This window comes from Corynebacterium kutscheri (assembly GCF_000980835.1).
In the GTDB taxonomy this organism is placed as follows: Bacteria; Actinomycetota; Actinomycetes; order Mycobacteriales; family Mycobacteriaceae; genus Corynebacterium; species Corynebacterium kutscheri.
Window position 1 is genome coordinate 1624304 of record NZ_CP011312.1, and the last position, 19562, is coordinate 1643865.

General features: G+C 45.8%; 15 protein-coding genes. 10 read left to right on the forward strand and 5 right to left on the reverse strand.

The genetic code is table 11. The annotated features are described in order from the left end of the window. The first annotated feature begins 223 nt into the window (after positions 1–223). The 6 genes from UL82_RS07405 to UL82_RS07425 all read left to right on the forward strand — a co-directional run bounded on the left by UL82_RS07405 (position 224) and on the right by UL82_RS07425 (position 5578). Positions 224–1270, forward strand: a complete 1047-nt coding sequence (locus UL82_RS07405; protein WP_046440067.1) for a FecCD family ABC transporter permease — start codon at positions 224–226, stop codon at positions 1268–1270. After that, complete coding sequence (locus UL82_RS07410) at positions 1267–2022, forward strand: ABC transporter ATP-binding protein (protein WP_046440069.1); 756 nt, start codon at positions 1267–1269, stop codon at positions 2020–2022. Before UL82_RS07405 ends, UL82_RS07410 begins: the two co-directional genes overlap by 4 nt. 36 nt (positions 2023–2058) lie before the next feature. After that, on the forward strand, positions 2059–3051 hold the full coding sequence (locus UL82_RS07415; protein ID WP_046440071.1) for an ABC transporter substrate-binding protein: 993 nt from the start codon (positions 2059–2061) through the stop codon (positions 3049–3051). Positions 3052–3076: 25 nt separating this feature from the next. Then, positions 3077–3280: a hypothetical protein gene (locus UL82_RS11060; RefSeq protein WP_126317044.1), complete on the forward strand. Its 204-nt coding sequence runs from the start codon at positions 3077–3079 to the stop codon at positions 3278–3280. Then, positions 3240–4433 (forward strand): MFS transporter, encoded by a 1194-nt coding sequence (locus tag UL82_RS07420; protein ID WP_046440073.1) that lies wholly within the window; start codon positions 3240–3242, stop codon positions 4431–4433. The genes UL82_RS11060 and UL82_RS07420 overlap by 41 nt, the downstream gene beginning before the upstream one ends. A 77-nt stretch (positions 4434–4510) precedes the next feature. Beyond that, positions 4511–5578 (forward strand): lipoate--protein ligase family protein, encoded by a 1068-nt coding sequence (locus UL82_RS07425; RefSeq protein WP_046440075.1) that lies wholly within the window; start codon positions 4511–4513, stop codon positions 5576–5578. A 90-nt stretch (positions 5579–5668) separates the two neighbouring features. On the opposite strand, the gene UL82_RS07430 is transcribed toward UL82_RS07425, so the two are convergent. Together UL82_RS07430 and UL82_RS07435 are read right to left on the reverse strand one after the other, a co-directional pair. Next, entirely contained in the window at positions 5669–7867 is a 2199-nt protein-coding gene (locus tag UL82_RS07430) for a DEAD/DEAH box helicase (RefSeq protein WP_046440077.1), read from the reverse strand. A gap of 137 nt (positions 7868–8004) precedes the next feature. Beyond that, positions 8005–9165, reverse strand: a complete 1161-nt coding sequence (locus tag UL82_RS07435) for an MFS transporter (RefSeq protein ID WP_046441362.1) — start codon at positions 9163–9165, stop codon at positions 8005–8007. A 163-nt stretch (positions 9166–9328) separates the two neighbouring features. Between UL82_RS07435 and UL82_RS07440 the strand changes: the two genes are divergently transcribed. Further along, a complete protein-coding gene (locus UL82_RS07440) occupies positions 9329–9829 on the forward strand; it encodes a hypothetical protein (RefSeq protein WP_052735916.1) in 501 nt (166 codons plus the stop codon). 48 nt (positions 9830–9877) lie between these two features. Here UL82_RS07440 and UL82_RS07445 read toward each other — a convergent pair whose 3' ends face one another. The 3 genes from UL82_RS07445 to UL82_RS07455 all read right to left on the reverse strand — a co-directional run bounded on the left by UL82_RS07445 (position 9878) and on the right by UL82_RS07455 (position 13499). Beyond that, positions 9878–10663, reverse strand: coding sequence for a hypothetical protein (locus UL82_RS07445; protein WP_046440080.1), 786 nt, complete (start codon positions 10661–10663; stop codon positions 9878–9880). Positions 10664–10785: 122 nt separating this feature from the next. After that, positions 10786–11544: a (2Fe-2S)-binding protein gene (locus UL82_RS07450; protein ID WP_046440082.1), complete on the reverse strand. Its 759-nt coding sequence runs from the start codon at positions 11542–11544 to the stop codon at positions 10786–10788. A 35-nt stretch (positions 11545–11579) separates the two neighbouring features. Then, positions 11580–13499, reverse strand: a complete 1920-nt coding sequence (locus tag UL82_RS07455; protein WP_083966443.1) for a carboxylesterase/lipase family protein — start codon at positions 13497–13499, stop codon at positions 11580–11582. Between the two features lie 19 nt (positions 13500–13518). Here UL82_RS07455 and UL82_RS07460 point away from each other — a divergent pair, with 19 nt between their 5' ends. The 3 genes from UL82_RS07460 to UL82_RS07470 all read left to right on the forward strand — a co-directional run bounded on the left by UL82_RS07460 (position 13519) and on the right by UL82_RS07470 (position 19530). Beyond that, a complete protein-coding gene (locus tag UL82_RS07460; RefSeq protein ID WP_046440083.1) occupies positions 13519–14328 on the forward strand; it encodes a shikimate 5-dehydrogenase in 810 nt (269 codons plus the stop codon). Between the two features lie 389 nt (positions 14329–14717). Beyond that, complete coding sequence (locus UL82_RS07465) at positions 14718–15470, forward strand: hypothetical protein (RefSeq protein ID WP_046440084.1); 753 nt, start codon at positions 14718–14720, stop codon at positions 15468–15470. Positions 15471–15693: 223 nt separating this feature from the next. Then, complete coding sequence (locus UL82_RS07470; RefSeq protein WP_046440085.1) at positions 15694–19530, forward strand: ABC transporter ATP-binding protein; 3837 nt, start codon at positions 15694–15696, stop codon at positions 19528–19530. Positions 19531–19562: the final 32 nt, after the last annotated feature.

Below are 19562 nucleotides of genomic sequence, written 5' to 3' on the forward strand. Positions count from 1 at the left end.
AAATCATTAAAACCAGACGGACATATTTTCATGTTTTCTGCATAAAAATGTGGTTTAGCTACCCTACATGTAGGTCGATAATTGAAAATTCTTATCCCGATCAGTTTTATATCCATATATAGGTCAATATTATCTCCATAAGAAAAGTAGCCGAACTATTGTCACAACACTTTTGAAATACCGTAATGAATATATTGTCTCCATTATTGTCTAAAGAAAATCAATGCAGTCCCTTATAAAACTTCCCCGTCCACGTAGTACATACCGAAAAGTATTTTTTCTTGCACTAGTTATTGCCGTTATTTTCGGGCCATTTATTAGTCTAGGTTTTGGCGCTGCGGCAGTTCCTTTAAGCGAAGCCATCCAGATCACCTGGTTAAAACTTACCCACCAAGATCTTTCCGGATGGGAACCTACTACGGTAGCTATTATCTGGAATAACCGCTTGCCACGAATTATCGCAGCGTACGGAGTCGGGATTGTCCTCGGTATATCTGGTGTAGCTATGCAGGCAATTATCCGCAATCCGCTAGCCGAACCCTATGTATTAGGTATTAGCTCTGGCGCATCTGCAGGAGCTGCTACCGCTATTATTATCCTCGGCACTTCTGCTGCAGTAGTAGTGACATCATCTGCTTTTGTCGGTGCCCTGATCGCAACATTATTAGTGATCTGGATTGGTGCTGGCCGTACTGGATCATCATTAAGATTAATCCTTGCTGGTATCGCCATTGGCTTTATTTTCCAGGCGATCACTAACCTGCTTATTATCAGCGCAAACACCGCTGAATCTGCACAATCAGTAGTTTTTTGGACACTCGGCTCACTTACTCGCGCGGACTCCGCACAAGCCCTTTTTGTTCTTGGTATCGCCATTGTACTAACACTCGGATTATGGCTGCTCTCACCGTATCTGGACGCTCTTGCTAGCGGTGATCAAGCCTGCATAGCAGTCGGCCTCAATCCGATGCTTTTACGTCTACTACTACTAGTACCTATTTCACTCGGCGTAGGCGTAGCTGTGGCTACCTCAGGTGGCATTGGCTTTATTGGCTTAGTTATTCCACACCTTATGCGTCCATTGGTTTCTTTTAAACACCGACCACTTATTATCTGTACCGCCTTACTATCAGCTTTATTCCTGCTTTTTACTGATACCTTGGCGCGCACTGTTTTATCCCCAGTAGAAATTCCTATCGGTATTATCACCGCCCTTATTGGTGCACCATTCCTTATTCTTTTGACCAAACGTTCAAAGGCAATGTCATGATCGAGATTAATTCTTTAAGCTTTTCTCGTGGCGACCGATTAACCGTCGATAATGTCGACATTACCGCTCATTCAGGTCGTGTTTTAGGTCTTGTCGGGCCAAACGGTGCTGGAAAATCTACTCTACTTAGCCTCATTTACCGGCTTATCTCACCCCAAACGGGAAATATTATCGTCGATGGTGAAAATATTCATGATCTGCGACGCGGCGATATTGCCAACCGTATGGCAGTTGTAGCCCAGCACAATGAAGCAACACTACCGCTTACTGTCTATGATTGCGTTGCGCTAGGACGTATCGCTAAAGGAAGTATTTTACGCTACAGCAGCGATACTAATCACGACTGTGTGCTTAACGCTATCGAGCAAGTCGACCTCAGCGGATATCGTGACCGACTAAGTACAGAACTTTCCGGTGGTGAATGGCAACGTGTGCTTATCGCCCGAGCAATCGTTCAGCAAGCAAGCCATTTGCTTCTCGACGAACCCACAAATCACCTCGATATCCATCACCAATATGCCATTTTGGAAATGATGCGAGGATTGTCTACCACCACCGTCGTTGTGTTACATGACTTAAATCTTGCGGCACAGTTCTGCGATGATATTGCACTACTTCAAAACGGACATATTGTCGCTTCCGGTGCACCAAATGAAGTGTTAACCGCTGAACGGGTCAGCTCGGTATATCAGGTAAATGCTGAGATCATCGAATACAACGGTCGTCGACACCTTATCTACAATCCTATGTAGATCCTTCTGCTCATTTATTCGTTCAAGGAGAATCCCATGAAACTTCGCTCTTTACTCGCCCCCGCGCTAAGCATTATTGCGCTTAGTGCTATCGCCTGTGGCAACACGGAATCAGCCAAGGTTGATTCTGCTACCAGCGAAACCAAAGCTAGCTCTTATTATCCACAAACAGTCACTGCATGTGACACTACCTTCGAGATCGACAAAGCTCCGGAACGTATTATGTTCCATAATTCTACTGGCGCCTCTACACTGGTAGACCTCGGTCTACTCGACCGGGTAGTTGCTCGCTTTGGTGTGGTAGAAACCTCCACCTATGATGCAGAAACCCAAGCCAAGTTCGACAACATCGAAGTATTGGATTCGGTTAAAAAGGGCGGCGGTCACTATATTGTGTCCACCGAAGCTATTTTGGAAAAGAAGCCAGATCTACTTATTGCTTCCACTCCTGGTGACTTAGACGTAGAAAAACTCTATGAAGCCGGCGTGGCAGTATATATTCCAGAAGCATATTGCAGCCGAGATGATGCGCCTCATGCTACCTTCGAGCAGTCTTATAAAGAGATCAAAACTCTAGCTGCAGTATTTGAGGCCAATGATAAGGCTGATGAAGTCGTCAAAAAGCTCAAAGAAAAAGTCAGTGCTGCAACAACCGCAAAGGTTTCCTCCGGTACGGCAACAGCTGTCTTCGTTACCCCAGGTGACTCTACCTTCTATGTTTATGGCAACTCTTCTATGGTTCAGGCACAGTTCGAGGCTATCGGCTGGGACAATGTCTACGATTCTGAGAGCAAGCGCGTATTCAAGATTTCCATGGAAAGCCTATTAGAAAAGAACCCTGAAAATATCGTTATTTTGCACCAAGGCGATGCCGAAGGAGCAATTGAGACCTTCACTCAGGCTCATGGTGCTAGTGAACTCCAAGCAGTAAAGAACAATAAGATTATCCCAATGCCATTCCCCTTGACTGACCCACCATCATCACTATCCATCGAGGGTTTGCAATACCTTCACGATGAGCTGAGCTAGGACATAACTTCTTTATGGAAGCTCTATGGCAACGAGCGCTTGTGCTACCTGCATCATGTTCGTTGCCATTGTCTTTACTACCGCTTCTTTCTTGCTTACTTTCCAGGTATATCAGCAATTAATAGACCTTATCACCGGTAACTATCTACGTTTTATTAGCATATCTTCAACAACTCCCTCTTATACTTATGCTTCGACAACCTGCTTTTCTTCGTCTTTGGCTCGCTAATGCTGCCTCTGGGCTTGCTACCTGGGGTCTGCCTTTTATCCTGGGCCTAGCTGTTATTGAAAAACTTATCAGTTCCCAAGAACTCGGTATTCTTTTGGGCGCTCGTACCGTTGGCTTCTTGCTTGGCGTTATCTATGGTGGCACTGCTTCTGATCGTTATGGCCACCGCATCACCGTGTTTTCCTCAGCATTAGCAGCAGCAATTGCTGGTGTGGTACTCACCTTAAGCATCGGCAATGTAGCTTGGATATCACTTATTGCGGCCACGATTATGGGCATTGGCCAAGGTGCATGCCGACCAGCTTTCCAAGCACTCATTCCGCTTATTGTTCAAGAAGATCAACGCCAACAAGCAAATGCTTATATGACTATCGCTGTGCGCGCTACCACCTTATTAGGTCCTGCTATTACTGCTGGCTTAGCACAGGTGTTTTCTACCCGCTGGTTGATTCTGATTATGGCGATTGCTTGGGCACTGTGCGCTCTGCTTCCTACGTGGGTATCTAGCCCACGTCCAGAAACCACACGTTCTTATTTCTTAGAGCTTATCGACGGTTTGGCCGAAGCAAAAAAACATCGCTGGTTTATCGCTGGTCTCGGTGCGCTCATACCAGTTATCGGCTTAGGCTATGCAGCTACCTCAGTTGTTTTACCTGGCATTAGTGACAATGTTTATGGCAGTTCCCTCGCGCTTACTGCAGCACTGACTGCTTACACACTTGGTGCTCTTGTCGGTGCGTTTTTCTTAACTAAACGAACCTTTGTCAATGAAGGCTGGGTATCACTTATCGGTCTTAGCTGTACTGCACTGGCACCACTTGTGCTAGCATTAACTCCCCCACTATGGGTTATCATCATTGCTTATGCCACTGCTGGTATTGGTATCGAACTCTTTAACGTTCCTTGGTTTACCGCTACACAGCGTGAGATTCCGCCAGAAAAACTAGGGCGTGTTTCTTCAGTAGATTTCGTGGTGTCTTATGGGTTAAGCCCCTTAGGGTTAGCGCTTTACCCGCTAGCGATCGAAACATTTGGCCAAACACACGTACTCATTTTTGCCTTTATTGCTTGCTTCTTTAGTCCACTTTTGGCCATGTTAGTTCCTGGCGCACGCTATTATAGTGAACCTAGAACCAAGAAAAATAACACTTAGTTGATACTTATAAGAAGGGGTAAGCGCTATTGCTTACCCCTTCTTCAGCTCTATGCTCCGGGCGTATTCTGAGGTTTATGAACACACAAGATTTTCACTTTGAACGCAAGGTTCCCGACGGAAAATTAGTGGTGGCCGATATTACCCACGATGGCACGACTATTACCGCTGCACAGATCTCCGGTGATTTCTTTCTCGATCCCGATGAAGCCTACCCACTTCTTAACCAGGCTCTTGTGGGAGCATCGGTGTCTGAAGATGCTCAAGCTTTAAAAAAGCGTCTCGATCAAGCACTCAGTACTATTCCACAGCTATCATTACATGGTTTTTCCACCCAAGATGTTGCTATTACTGCTCGTCGGGCAATTGCCGGTGCAGTCGATCTTACTGACTTTGATTGGGAAATACTGACCCCTGGTGTGTTACCTACCACCATGAATGTGGCCTTAGATGAGCACTTACTTAAACAAGTTGCCACCGGTCAGCGCCCGGCCACCCTGCGTCTTTGGGAGTGGGAAGATAAAGCAACAGTTATTGGTTCTTTCCAAAGCTATACCAATGAGTTATATCCCGAAGGAGTAGAAAAACACAATATACAGGTTGTGCGCAGAATCTCCGGCGGTGGCGCAATGTTTATGGAAGGTGGTAACTGCATTACTTATTCGCTCTACGTACCAGAATCTGCTGTTGCTGGCCTCAGTTATGTCGATTCCTATGAGTATCTTGACCAATGGGTACTCGCCGGTTTGAAATCACTTGGTGTTCATGCTTGGTATGTTCCCATTAATGACATTACTTCCAGTGGGGGAAAAATTGGTGGTGCAGCGCAAAAGCGCATTCAAGGAGCAGTACTACATCACACCACAATGAGCTATGACATCGACGCTAATAAAATGATGGAAGTGTTGCGTATTGGCAAAGTAAAAATCGTCGATAAGGGAATTCGCAGCGCAAATCGCCGCGTTGATCCCTTGCGTCGGCAAACTGGTATCCCACGAACAGAAGTTATCCAAACCCTTATTAAGACCTTTATTAACCGATACCACGGTACACATGCAGAGCTCAGCGAGACTGATATCCATGCTGCGGCTGCGCTTGTGGCAGAAAAATATGGCACTGAAGCGTGGACTAAACGAGTTCCATAACCCGGCAGGGCTTTAATAGTTTAATAGGAAAAATCCTGGGAAACTAATACCTCCTATGGTCTTAGTTTCCCAGGATTTTAATTTTGAGCTTTAGTCGCGCCAGCCACCGCGTCGTCCACCGCGATCATCACGATCCCGGTAGCGTCCGCCACGACGATCATCATTATAGCGTCGTCCGCCACGGTCATCGCGATCGTTATTCCAGCCGCCACGTCGTCCGCCACGGTCATCACGATCCCGGTAGCGTCCGCCACGACGATCATCGTCGAAACGATCTCGACGGCCCCCACGTCCACCGCCAGCTGGAATCTGAGCGTTATCATCGCGCTCAATATTAATAAGCTGACCAGAAATGCGAGTATCGCTCAGGTTATCCAATACGCTTGGCTTCATATCGCGTGGTAGCTCCACCAGGGTGTGATCTACCGCAATAGAAATACGACCAAAGTCCTTATTGTTCAAACCGCCCTCATTAGCTAGCGCACCCACGATAGATCCTGGGCGAACATGCTGACGTTTGCCCACCGCTAAGCGGTACACAACCATGTCCTTGTTCGGACGCTCGAAACGTGAACCTCGATCACCACGACGATCATCGTCGAAACGATCTCGACGACCCCCGCGATCATAATCATCAAAGCGATCCCGACGACGGTCACGATCACGGCGGCGATCAGCAGGTGGTTCCTTCATAAGGAACTCATCACCGGCACGTGCCTGGGTAGCTAGCGCAGCAGCAATATCTTCTAGTGGAACATCGTGTTCTTCAGAATAATTCTTTACTAAAGCACGGAAGATCTCTACCTGCTTATTTTCCAAAGATTCGGTAATGGAATCAGCAAATTTAGCCTTGCGCGAATCATTAACCTCATCAACAGTAGGAAGTTCCATTTCCACCAGTGTGGCATTGGTTGCTCGCTCAATGGAACGCAACATGCGACGCTCACGTGGGGTGACAAACAAAATTGCCTCGCCCGAACGACCAGCACGACCGGTACGACCAATACGGTGCACATAAGACTCCGTATCGCTTGGAATGTCGTAGTTAAATACATGTGTAATGCGATCAACATCAAGACCACGAGCTGCCACGTCGGTAGCAACCAAAATATCGAGTCGACCATCTTTAAGCTGATCGACGGTGCGCTCACGCTGCGCCTGAACAATATCACCGTTAATTGCAGCTGCAGAAAAACCACGTGCACGCAATTTCTCAGCGAGTTCTTCAGTTTCATGCTTAGTGCGCACAAACATGATCATTGCTTCAAACTCGGTGACTTCAAGGATTCGAGTCAATGCATCGAGCTTGTTGCGGTGAGCAACATTTAAATAGCGCTGCGTAATATTGGTATTAGTGCGAGTTTCAGACTTCACCTGAATTTCACGCGGGTCGTTCATATAATTCTTTGATAAACGACGAATACCATTAGGCATCGTCGCTGAGAACAACGCTACCTGCTTATCCTCTGGAGTATCCTCCAAGATGCGTTCCACATCTTCTTGGAAGCCCATGTTCAACATTTCATCGGCTTCATCGAGGACCAAAAAGCGTAGCTCAGAAATATCCAAGGAACCCTTTTGCAAGTGGTCAATAACCCGACCTGGGGTGCCAACAATAATTTGGGCACCACGACGCAAACCAGAAAGCTGAATACCATACGCCTGACCACCATAAATCGGCAGGATATGAATATCACCTAAGTAATCTGCAAAAGACTGGAAACTATCGGCAACCTGCAAAGCCAATTCGCGGGTTGGCGCTAGAATAAGCGCTTGTGGATGACGCACCTTGCGATCAATGCGCGAAAGAATCGGCAGCGCGAAGGCGGCAGTCTTACCAGTACCGGTCTGGGCAAGACCGAGTACATCGTGTCCTTCCATAAGAACGGGAATTGTCTGTGCCTGAATTGGCGATGGGGTTTCAAAGCCCACCTTACGCACAGCTTTCAAAATCTGCTCAGGCAGATTTAGGTCTTCAAAAGTTGGTCCGGTTGGCACATTATCTGCACCGCTCTGAGTCTCCACGGTCTCCGCCTCATTTGCGGAGTCACTTACTGAGTCACTCGCTATATCCGAAACACTCACGGTTTCACTCTCACTGTCTACATTGTCCGTACTCTTTACGGAGTCGGTGTCCTCAGAAGTGTTCGCAACCCTGGAGTCGTCTACGTCACTCACGACATCAGCATGAAGTGAGTCATAGTCTACCTGCGAATTTTCCTGAGATTCCGACAAAATCTTTACGTCCGGCTCATTCTCGCCGCCGGTGGCGTTATCGGTAATGCTCATTGCCTACACAACGGTACGCTATCAGGAGTCATTTTGGCCACTTTTTGCAGTTTATATACCTAAAGGTGCTTAAATGCACAAGAAAAGTGCTAGGTGCTTACACCCACATATCTCTTTTTTAGTGAGCTAGTAGCAAACTAAAGCATATGTTGCTGCATCAGCCGAAGTAGGGTTTCCTCAGCGAACAACCACAGTAGTGCAGCAAGTAAAAACAGGCCACCACACATAACAAAAGCTTTATCAAAGCCTAGCGTCTGTGCCACTACTCCAATAAAAATTGGTCCCACGATAGTACCTAGATCAGAAACCATTTGATAATTAGCTAGCACCTTACCGCCACTACGTTTGTTACCAATAACATCTGCCACCACCGCTTGTACAGCTGGGTTATACAAACCAGTACCAAACCCAGCCAAGCCAGAAATAACTAATAAAGGAATAATTTGACTAGTAAAACCCACTAGAGCAGTAAAAATACCGCACATAAACAAACCACTAACAGCCAAAGGCTTACGACCATATCTATCTGCCGCATCGCCAGAAAAAAGTAATGCTAATGCATTACCAGCAGCAAAAGCGGTCATCGCAAAGCCCACCACTGCTGAACCATGAGTAAAAACAGCCGCTACAAAAAGTGGCACGGTAGCAATACGAACACCGAAATTTACCCAGCCATTAATAAAATTAGATAGCAAGGCCGCCCTATAAGCACGACTTTTTAACGCATAATTAAAACTCATGACAGGTAGTTCAGTATTCTTATCAAGCCGAACACCAATAGTGCGCGGCATTCGCCACCACACTAAAAGGGCAGCTAAGGCAACCATCATTGCGTAAATAAAAAATGGCCAGCGTAATCCCAAAACTGAAAGTACTGCCCCTAAAAGTGGACCCAAAATATTGCCAAAAACAAAACCGGTCGCATACACACTAGAAGTATGTCCTCGTATCTCCGGTGGAGATAGACGCACAATAAGCCCCATTGCTGAGACCGTAAAAGTTGTTGACCCAAAACCTGCTAGCCCGCGTAAAGCTACTAACTGCCAATATTCTTGAGCAAAACCGCATAAACCAGTAGAAATAGCAACAGTAATAAGCCCCAAAAGATACATTTTTCGTGCGCCAAGAGAGTCAATAAGCACACCAGCTACCGGCGCAAAAATAAATCGTGTACCAGCAAATACGGAAATAACTAATCCCGCTACAGCAACCCCCACGCCGAAACTGGTAGCAAATTGAGGAATAACTGGCGCAACAATGCCATACCCTAACGCAATAACAAATGCCGCTACCACCATGATTTGTATTTCATGTGGAATTTTAGGTCGAGTATGAACCAGTTTTTTTACCTGCACACTATTAAGACTAGACCTTTAGGTAAATATTCATTACACTCAATATTCGAACAAAGTTTCTATTTTTTAAGTATTTATGTCTACCTCGATCACTAATCTAAGGAATATGAAAAAACTCAGCCACCTTTACGTTTCATCACATGAGCAATCACCAATAAATATCGCGCGCTATATTGATCGGCATTTCACACGCGATCTAGACGCTTTGCATTCAATACTGCGTCATCCTCGTTCACTTGCTCGAAATCACGCTACCTGGCGGTCCCCAGCAAAGAAGTTACCTAAATTACCTGGTGGAGAGGAACTTGTAGCTACCATTACTCGCCACCGCGTTGGAGCAAAGGTGCAAACAACAATGCATAGTTTCGATAACTCTGCACCTGCTGTTTTCTTAATTAGCCTTCGCATCACTTCACCCAAAGGCAATCATGTTTCTACGGCTATTTCTGAAGGTTGGATTCATGCTCTTCTTGGATCATCGGCTGTTGAGTGCGCACACGATATCACTACTAATAACACGCATACTTACGTATGGATCACAGATAAAAATTACTTCCCACTGCATTCACCAGCCATGCTTTTTAATAATGGTATAGCCGCGGCTTGAATACAGCAGGAAGCATCCAGCTAATACTGTAGGAAATTCTTAATCTGCCTACTCTTGATTATCTTCATCTTCATCAAGATTAATCTCATCAAAATCACCATCTTCGAGATCATCAACAAAAATGTCGTAGACCTCTGGTTCATCTTCATCCAGTGGAGCAAGTTGCGCTTCCCACTCCTCAGCTTGATCAGCAGCCAAAGAAAGAACATCGAAAAGTCGATCAAAATCAGTAAAGGAACCAAGCTCTAGAGTCTCTTCATTAGCTTCGCGAATTTCAGCAACAGCCTCATCGATCAAAATCGCTGTCTCTTCCTCGTCAAGATCATTATCGGGAAGCAGATCATCAATAACCTGTGCAATAATCTCGTCAATTCCTTCAACAAAAGTAATAAAGCTAACTTTTGCCAAGGGGACGCCTTCAAATACTTGGAAATGAACTTTAAGCGCACTGCGATCAGCAAGTTCAGCGTGCACAATATTGGCATCTACTGGATCTTGGAAGAATTCCAAATCATTAATTCGCTCATCGCTACCTTCTAACAGATCTCTTAAGACTGTTACTACTTGGTCGGTAGCCACATGTTCTTGTACTGCGCGGACACCATCTTCAGCCGAGAACACCACTGAGACTAACACTGCCTCAAAATCTTCCTCGAAACCATCATCCTCATTACTAGCAGCAATATACACATTGGCCGCGGGAAGGTGTGGGTCAATTTCAACAAATTGGATTTCCAACTCCGAGGTGATCGGAACGAACATGACGTCATCATTAACCCTAGACTCAATACCATCTGCATCAAGCGCATAAGCTAATTCTTCAAAGAAGCTCATTTTCGTTACTCCAACCTTTTTCTAATAATGTGGCGCCTTTTAGATTAGTCAAACGCATATGCTTCTGTCGCCTAGTCAGTTAGTAGCACACTTTTCCATTACCCCCGGTAGAAAACGTGCCACTACATCATTTCACTAGCAGCAATGAGATCTTTAATTCTGTCCTCTCGAGGCTTATGCGGACAAGAAGTACATTTTCCAATATCGGGAGAATGATAAATCATGCAACAGCTCACCCGATGTGAAACCACAAAATCTGGTTCCACTTCCGGCTGATAAGCTATCATCTCACCATCGCTGATCTGCTCAATTCTTGCCGCAGGCAAGCGCACTCCGGCACCAGTTGCTACTGCCTGACTTAATTGCTGTGCTATTTCTATTGCCCGTAGCTGTTCAAAATCGTAATTGCCCGCAGCCAACGCCGGTTGCACAATACCATCAGCAACCACCGCCCATAATGGAGCGGGACGAATATCTGTATACGTACATATCGCGTCGATAAGCTTAGCTATGTTCTGCCCAAAAACAGCCCCAGATTGGGCAAGAGATGCTGTGGTGTGAGGACGATATCCAAACCAGTAACCTTTTGGATCACGCGAGAAAAGCCCCTGCTCAAGATCTAATAATGGCACAATATTATCGTTTACCATGAGATAAATACTGGGATTTAAAATATCACCCAATAAGGTATAAAACCATAATTGCAAACGATGTTTAGCTTGCTCAATATGAAAAATATTTGCGCACTCTACATCAGCTCGCGCCAAGGTTTCTGGGCTAATAAGTTCTGCAAAACTCAACGGTTGATCTACTTCAACACAAGGTTGAAAACGTGGGTGTTGGGTAATTAAACCCAGCAATGCCGTATCTAGTTCCCCCATAAGCAGATCCTTTCGTAGCAGCTACTAGCACTAGTTTAACTATGCTTTAGATCCGGCGCTGGTAAAGCTTTCGTTTCTTTTTCGTCGACCAATTCGACTCCTAGTTCTTCCAATAACTCTGGTCTGCCCATCCCCCACATGCGCACATCATAATTTTGCCACGCCTGCCGATAAGCTGAACGCGGATCATAAATCGTATGTACCTCCCGATCAAATATGCGCGTGGCACGCCCAGGAGTAGTATCGCTAGCCAAAGCATAGCGTGGCCAATCAGTACTAGTGGCACTATGGTGAATAAACTCTGCCCACTCTTTTTGCATATGCTGCGTTAATTCATATAACGCTGCCCTACCACCAAGTTTATTTAATGCTGCCATCCGTGATCCATTAAGATCGCCAAATACCGGAGTTAATTCGGTTGCATGCATCGCACCCAAACCAATCATTTTCAATAACATGGAGGCGAAATCAAAACGATACATCCAGGTATCAGCAACAGATGAATGTGCCGTCGCTATTTGCACACTCGGTGCCCAAAACACAGCATCGGAAAGAAAATCTGCGAAATCTTTACGTATTTCTGCACCGTTATATGCCTCAAATACCGTCGGAGCACCAACCGGGTCAAAAGCAGTCAGCATACGCAGTGCCGCCTTTGAGCGTGCCGCACTACGTACATACAGCCCCTTGCTAAAACTTGCTTCATCAATATTCGTGCCAATCAAAAGCGGAATTTTATGTTGGTTTCCTTGGGTAAATACGTTAATCGGGTGGTCGAAAAGAATATTGTTATCGACGGTAGGCGAATAGCACACATTGAGATTTAATAAAATTTCCCGGCTACGCCACATCATTGTTTGCCCGGCTTTCACCAGCACCTCAGCATCAAGGGCACGAACATCAGCAAGTGTTGCTGACCGAGCTAAACCTGACCGGCGGGCAAGTTCTAACGCCCACAACACTGACTGCGCGCGGGAATGGATAGCAGCAATTGGTGGTGATTGTGCAATAGCTTTATGGAACAATCCTTGTGCTGCTGGTACACACATAAGGGTAAGCACATTATTCGCTCCGGCTGACTCCCCCATTAATGTGACATTGGAAGGATTACCGCCAAAAGCAGCAATATTTTCTTTCACCCAGCGTAAAGCGAGTAGTTGATCCATTAAGGCTGGATTAGCAACGCAATCATCTCCGAGAGCGCGCATATCAAGAAATCCCAGTGCACCTAAGCGGAAGTTCACTGACACATACACCACATTCATTGCGGGTGCTAGAAAATGTCCGCGCAACAGCTGTTCATGTGAGGAACCATAAATAAAGGAACCACCGTGCAAATACACCACTACCGGTAAGGTTTCATCCGTGTCTGGACGCACGATATCAAGGTTGAGGCAATCTTCGCTGCCACGAAGTTTATCGCTAGGGCGATAAGTAGGTTGTAAAGCCACACTGCCATAACTATCGCATACTTTTACCCCTTGCCATGGTGGTACGGGTTGCGGTGCCCGGAAACGATTATCTCCGCCAGTATCTGCACCATAGGGCACACCGCGCCACGTACGAACTGGCTGTGGCGCATCAAGAAATAGTCCTTGCACATAACCTGCAGTAGTTTTTATTACTAGCCCAGGATGTGCTTTTTTCACAGAGTGCGACCGCACATTTTTAAGTTCGGTTTTAAGTTTCTGCGCCAGGTTTACCCTACTGTCTGCAACAGTCAAATTTTCGCCATAAGCTACTATTTCTTCGCCAGCAACCAAAATTTTATCGCTGGTTTTGAGTAACTTTTTTACCCGTCGATCAAGTTCTTTAGTTTGTTTTTTCGTTTTCCTTGTCGTGGAATTTTTCTTTAACACAGACTTTCTATTAGTGCGCAGCACGTTATCTTTTACTTGTTTTTTCAACTGCACCAATTTGGCGCTTTCAGATGTCACCTGCTTTTTTGCGCTCATCTGCTCTAGACTAATAGTTATGGTTAATTACGTCGACCGCGAAACAGTCTTGTGTATTTCACTTGCAGCGCGCCCATCTAATCATGGTGTGCGTTTTCATAATTGGCTTTATGATCAGCTCAATTTGAATTACCTCTACAAGGCTATCGCCCCAACCGATATTACTGCTGCCATTGTTGGTATGCGGGGGCTTGATATTCGCGGAGCCGGAGTATCTATGCCTTATAAGCAAGATGTCATCCCGCTTATCGACGAACTCGACGACAGTGCTGCTCGCATCGGCGCAGTAAACACCATCGTTAATACCGATGGTGTACTCAAAGGCTACAACACTGACTATGTGGCCGTAGCTAGCCTACTTAACAGCTACCACATCGATCCTTCCTTAACGGTTGCAGTGCGTGGTTCTGGAGGAATGGCTAATGCTGTCGTGGCAGCTCTTGCTGACCATGGTTTAACCGGCTACGTTGTAGCCCGAAATAATGTAACCGGAGAAGAACTAGCTCAGCGCTATGGTTGGCAGTACTGCACTGCTGTTCCCGAGGATGCACACATGCTTGTCAATGTCACTCCATTAGGAATGAATGGGACAGATCAAGATGCCCAGGCCTTTAGCGACGAAGAAATCGCTCGCGCTTCAGTGATTTTTGACGTGGTAGCTTTCCCGGTCGAAACGCCGTTAATTAAAGCTGCTCGTGCACAAGGTATTCCAACTATTACTGGCGGTGAGGTTGTTGCGCTTCAGGCCGCCGAACAATTTGAGCTTTACACCGGTATTCGTCCTAGCGACGAGCTTATTTCTGCAGCCGAGGAATACGCCAATAGCTAAAATCTGATCTTCACTCAAGCCGATACAATTGCTTTTTCATAAGCATCCGTATCGGCTTTAATTATGTGCTTTTCAGCTAACACAAAAATCTTAACCACTTTGTTATTCCTGCCCTATCTAGTCCGCTATGCTGCGAAAATACCTCTTCTAACCATCCTTGTTAAGCCTTGATTTCCCTAGGACAATTACCTAGTGGAAACACTGGATAAAATTTTGACGTTTTATAGATGTGGTGAGGAAATATCAGTTATTAAGAATTCTTCACTACGCCGATTTGTATCATCTGATGGCAATATCTGGCTACATAACTGACTTAAAACGGTTAGCTGGCAGCATAGGGTGCTTTAAGAATCACGAGAAAACTACGTTGAGTAACAGTTAGGAAAATCATGGCAAAACAACATAATCTTTTTACCCACGATTCTTCGGAAACCATTACCGATGTTCAATCCTCCCAGCCGCAACATCTTATCGACGAATACGGAATTGCTGGCAAAGTACTAGCGCAAGCACTAAGCACTGCAGTGAATATTCAAACCAAACCACTTTTTTCTTATGTACAGTGGCTACGCACCAAAAATCCGACAGCTACTCCGCAAGAAATCCAAGCAAAATTGGATAAAAACTTTCTCAGCCTAGCAATTGGTTCTGGCGCTGGCGCTGGCGCGGCAGCAGCAATTCCTGGGATTGGTTTTATTACTGGTGCGCTAGCAGTCGGCGCGGAATCTCTAGTTTTTCTCGACCTAGCAGCTAGTTATGCCATCGTTTCTGCGCATCTGCGCGGAATAGACATCCGCGATGCTGAGCGTCGTAAAGCAATTGTTTTATTATCTATTGTGGGTGCTTCTGAATCTGCCCTAGCTAATATCGTGATGACCTCTGATAGTGTCACCTCACTTGCTGCTCGCTCGCACATGGCAAATCTAAAATCCACCAATAATATGATGATGAAATTAGCGGTGAAAAAGATCAATAAATCAATGCGTAAAGCATGGTTAGGAAAAATCTTACCGCTAGGTATTGGGGCAGTAATTGGTACGGTTGCTAACCGAAAACTCGCACACCGCGTCATGGAACATGTACGAGAATCTTTAGGAGCCTTACCAGAAAACTTTGCTCACGAGCTTCATGAATCCGCATGAGATACCTCTAGCGGCTAAGCCGCATTTCCCACCGATTCATACATAGCCGCACTATCTGTACTAACTAGTATTAACTAGCCACATTCTTCTGCTGATAGTGCGGCTTAATATGATATAACCCGTTTTATTAGCAAATGGGGTTGTAAGGTGTTACATCGGATCAATATATAGATCAATATATAAGCGATAAGCCGATATATGCGTAGCTAAAAGGGGTCTCGGGATGAGAAAACAACATACTATTTATCAGCTTGGCACGTGGTTACGGATGACCCCCTTAGTAAGTGCGGCTGCCTTAATTTCTACTATCGCAGTGACCCTGTTTGACATCGTTATTCCGCTCATTACTGCCTCTGCAGTTAATGTGGCTACTGATCAGTCGCAGGGCAATATTCGCACAATTACGCTGAGTCTTATCCTGGTCGCACTACTGCGCTATATTTTTCAATTTGGCCGACGTTATACCGCTGGTCGTCTTTCTAATACCGTGCAGCACAATCTCCGTGTCGAAATATTGCGCACAGTTCAGCGTTTCGACGGTTTACGCATTGATGAAATCCGCACCGGCCAAATTATTTCTCGCTCTATTTCTGATCTCAACATGGTTCAAGCCATGGTTGCCATGCTGCCGCTTATTAGCGGACATATTCTTAAAGTTGTAATAACCTTAGGTGTTCTAGTCTGGATTTCGCCTTATCTTTCTCTTGTGGCCATTGCAATTATCCCTTTTATGCTTTGGTTGGCGTTTACCTCCCGCAAGGTTTTATATGCCGCTACCTGGTCGGCACAACAAAGTTTGGCGAATCTAGCCACCCATGTCGAAGAAACCATCACTGGAATTCGTATTGTAAAAGCCTTTGGCCGACAAGACTACGAGATAGCTAACCTAGAAAAATTATCGCGAGCAATTTATGGCCAAATGCTACGTTCTGCTCGGCTTTCTGCACGCTATCAACCATTATTACAACAGCTTCCCACTATTGCCTTAGTACTTGGTATTGGTATGGGTGGATACGCAGCATTAACTGGGACTATCTCTATCGGCATCTTTTTAGCCTATAGTGTGTATCTCACTTCTTTGACCGCTGTAGTGTCCATGTTGGCAGGCATGGTGGTGCAAATACAATTAGGACTTTCTAGTGCGGATCGTGTGTTCACCATACTTGATATGCACCCAGTGGTAGCAGATCCTACAGATCCGATTCCTTTTCCAGATGGCTTAGTTGATATCCGGGTCGAGAATGTCCATTATGCAAACATTCGCACTGCTACTAGTGCTGGCGCTAGTTCAGTCAACCAACAACCTCAAGCAGCTAATGGTACGGGCACAGCTTCCCCGACGGTATTACAACCGGTATTGCAAGGGTTACAGCTAACGGTAGCGGCTGGAAAAATCTTAGCGTTAGTTGGTCCACCTGGTGCTGGGAAAACCATGTTACTTCAATTATTGAGTGGTTTTTATGCCCCAGATTCCGGTCGTATTCTTATCGGTGGTAGCGATATTACTGCCATATCAAGGAAGCAACTTCGCCAGCACATGGGTGTTGTTTTCGATGATCCTTTTCTTTATTCCGCCTCCATACGCGAAAATATTGTGATGGGGCGTAGCATCTCCGAGGCAGATTTCCAGGCTGCGGTTGAGGTTGCCCAGGTAACTGAATTTGTCGATCAGCTCAGTGCAGGTTTTGATACTCAGGTTGGTGAGCGCGGGCTTATTCTTTCTGGTGGTCAGCGTCAGCGTATTGCGCTTGCTCGTGCGTTAGCTGGTAATCCACACATTTTGCTTCTCGACGATGCCACCTCAGCTATTGATGCGATCACCGAACGACATATTTATGCCAGCATCACCACGGCTTTTCCGCACACCACCATTATTGCTATCGCACATCGTCAATCCACCCTTGAACTTGCCGATCAAATTGCTTTTATTGAAGATGGTCGCACTCATAGCTGTGGCAGCTTGGCACAAATGCTAAAAAATCCCGAGTTTGTGCACCTTATGGATATGTATGAACGTTCTCGGATTGCAGCAGAAAATCTTCCTTTCGATAATGGTATTGAACCAGCATACGACTTACTGTGGCCAGAACTTCCTCAAGAAGGTGACACTCGCCTACGCATGAATACTCATACCATGCGTACTGCTAACAAAGCCGCGGGAGCCAATCCTCTTAATGGTGGTAAAGGTACTAGCCGCGGTGGGGCTGCAAGTGCTGCTGCTATGCCCGCAACACCAGAATTACTTGCTCGTGTGGACGCTTTACCAGCTGCGCGTGATTTACCCCCAGAGTTTCCACTCAAGCAGGCAGAAACAACCACTCACGTTCAACCATCAGTAACTGCACAGGGGCTTTTCACTGAGGTACGTAGGCTTATTCTGATAATGATTGTCCTCTATATGGTTGGTGTTGCCGCAAGCCTGGGTATGCCAAGTTTGGTTCGAATCACTATTGACCAAGCAATTACTCCTGGTGAATTAACTGTTCTATGGTGGATTTTATTAGCCGGTTTAGTGCTCATAGTGGTTGCTTGGGCAAGCGCAGTAGGTACCACTATTGTGACCATGCTTGCTGGTGAGCGTCTGCTTTATCAGTTACGAATACGCAGTTACGCGCACCTTATGCGCTTAGATATGCATTATTTTGAAAACACGCGCACCGGCACCATTCTTACCCGAATGACTACCGATATAGATGCCTTGAGCAGTTTTTTGCAATCTGGGCTTGCTCAAGCAGTAGTAGCAACTACTACTATTGGTGGAATTTTGCTTCTCTTGGCCGTTACAAGTTGGCAGCTTTTCCTTATTGCTGCTCTAGGGGTTCCGATTATCACGGCAGCAACAGTTATTTTTAAACGAATTTCTAGCCGTCTTTACACCCAAGCACGCGAGGAGATTTCACAGGTCAATGGGCTATTCCATGAATCCATTGCGGGGTTAAAAACAGAGCAAGTCTTCGGTATGTCCCAGGCTCGCCTTAATCATTTTGCTAGTCAATCAGATGCTTATCGACGCACGCGCATTCGCACTCAAACCGCGGTGGCATTGTATTTCCCAGGTATTAATGCTGTCGCAGAAATTATTAGTGCTGTGGTGTTATTAGTAGGAGTTTCTTTAGTACATAATTCAACAATTCAAGCTGGCGTATTGGTTGCTTTTTTGCTTTATCTTGATCGCCTATATTCTCCTATCCAACACCTTTCCCAAATTTTCGATGCCTACCAGCAAGCTCAGGTTGGTCTTCGCCGTATTACTGCATTATTGCGTACCAAAGCTAATGTGACTGGTACTCAACCTGCGCCACAGATTGCCAATGGGGATATTGAGCTAGATCAAGTGGATTTTGGCTACCCCAATCATGATGATTTAGTGTTGGAAAATTTCTCTCTTAGCATCGACAGGGGCACAACCTTAGCTATTGTCGGAGCTACCGGGGCGGGTAAATCCACAATTATTAAATTGCTGGAACGTTTTTATGATCCATTAACTGGCCAGGTTAAAGCTAGTGGTCATGATCTTCGCCAGTATCAGCCGCCTTCTTGGCGTACCCAGATAGGTTTTGTTCCTCAAGAAGCCTATCTTTTTGCTGGTACTATCGCTGAAAATATTGCTTTTGGCCGTCCCGATGCCAGCCAAGAAGAAATTACCGATGCTGCGCGAAGAGTCGGCGCGCTTACTGCAATATCTCGTATTCCGCGTGGTTTTCATGCTCGTATCGGTGAGCACGGCAAAGGGCTATCCTCCGGGCAGCGGCAACTTATTGCACTTGCCCGAGCCGAAATGATGCAGCCACAGCTTTTACTTCTCGACGAAGCTACTGCCACCTTGGATCCCGCAACAGAAAAAACTATTCTCAGTGCGTCAAAACGCTTAACTAATGCGAGAACATCGGTCATTATTGCCCACCGTCTAGCTACCGCAGCGCGTGCAGATCGGATTATTGTTGTTGCGGATGGAAAAATTATTGAGGACGGCGACCATCATAGTCTCTGCACTTTTGGGGGTATATATGCAGACATGTGGGGATATGCAAATACCAATATTTCCAGTTCAGAGAGTTAAGAGAGCAGACATTGCCCCACATAATGCCAAGA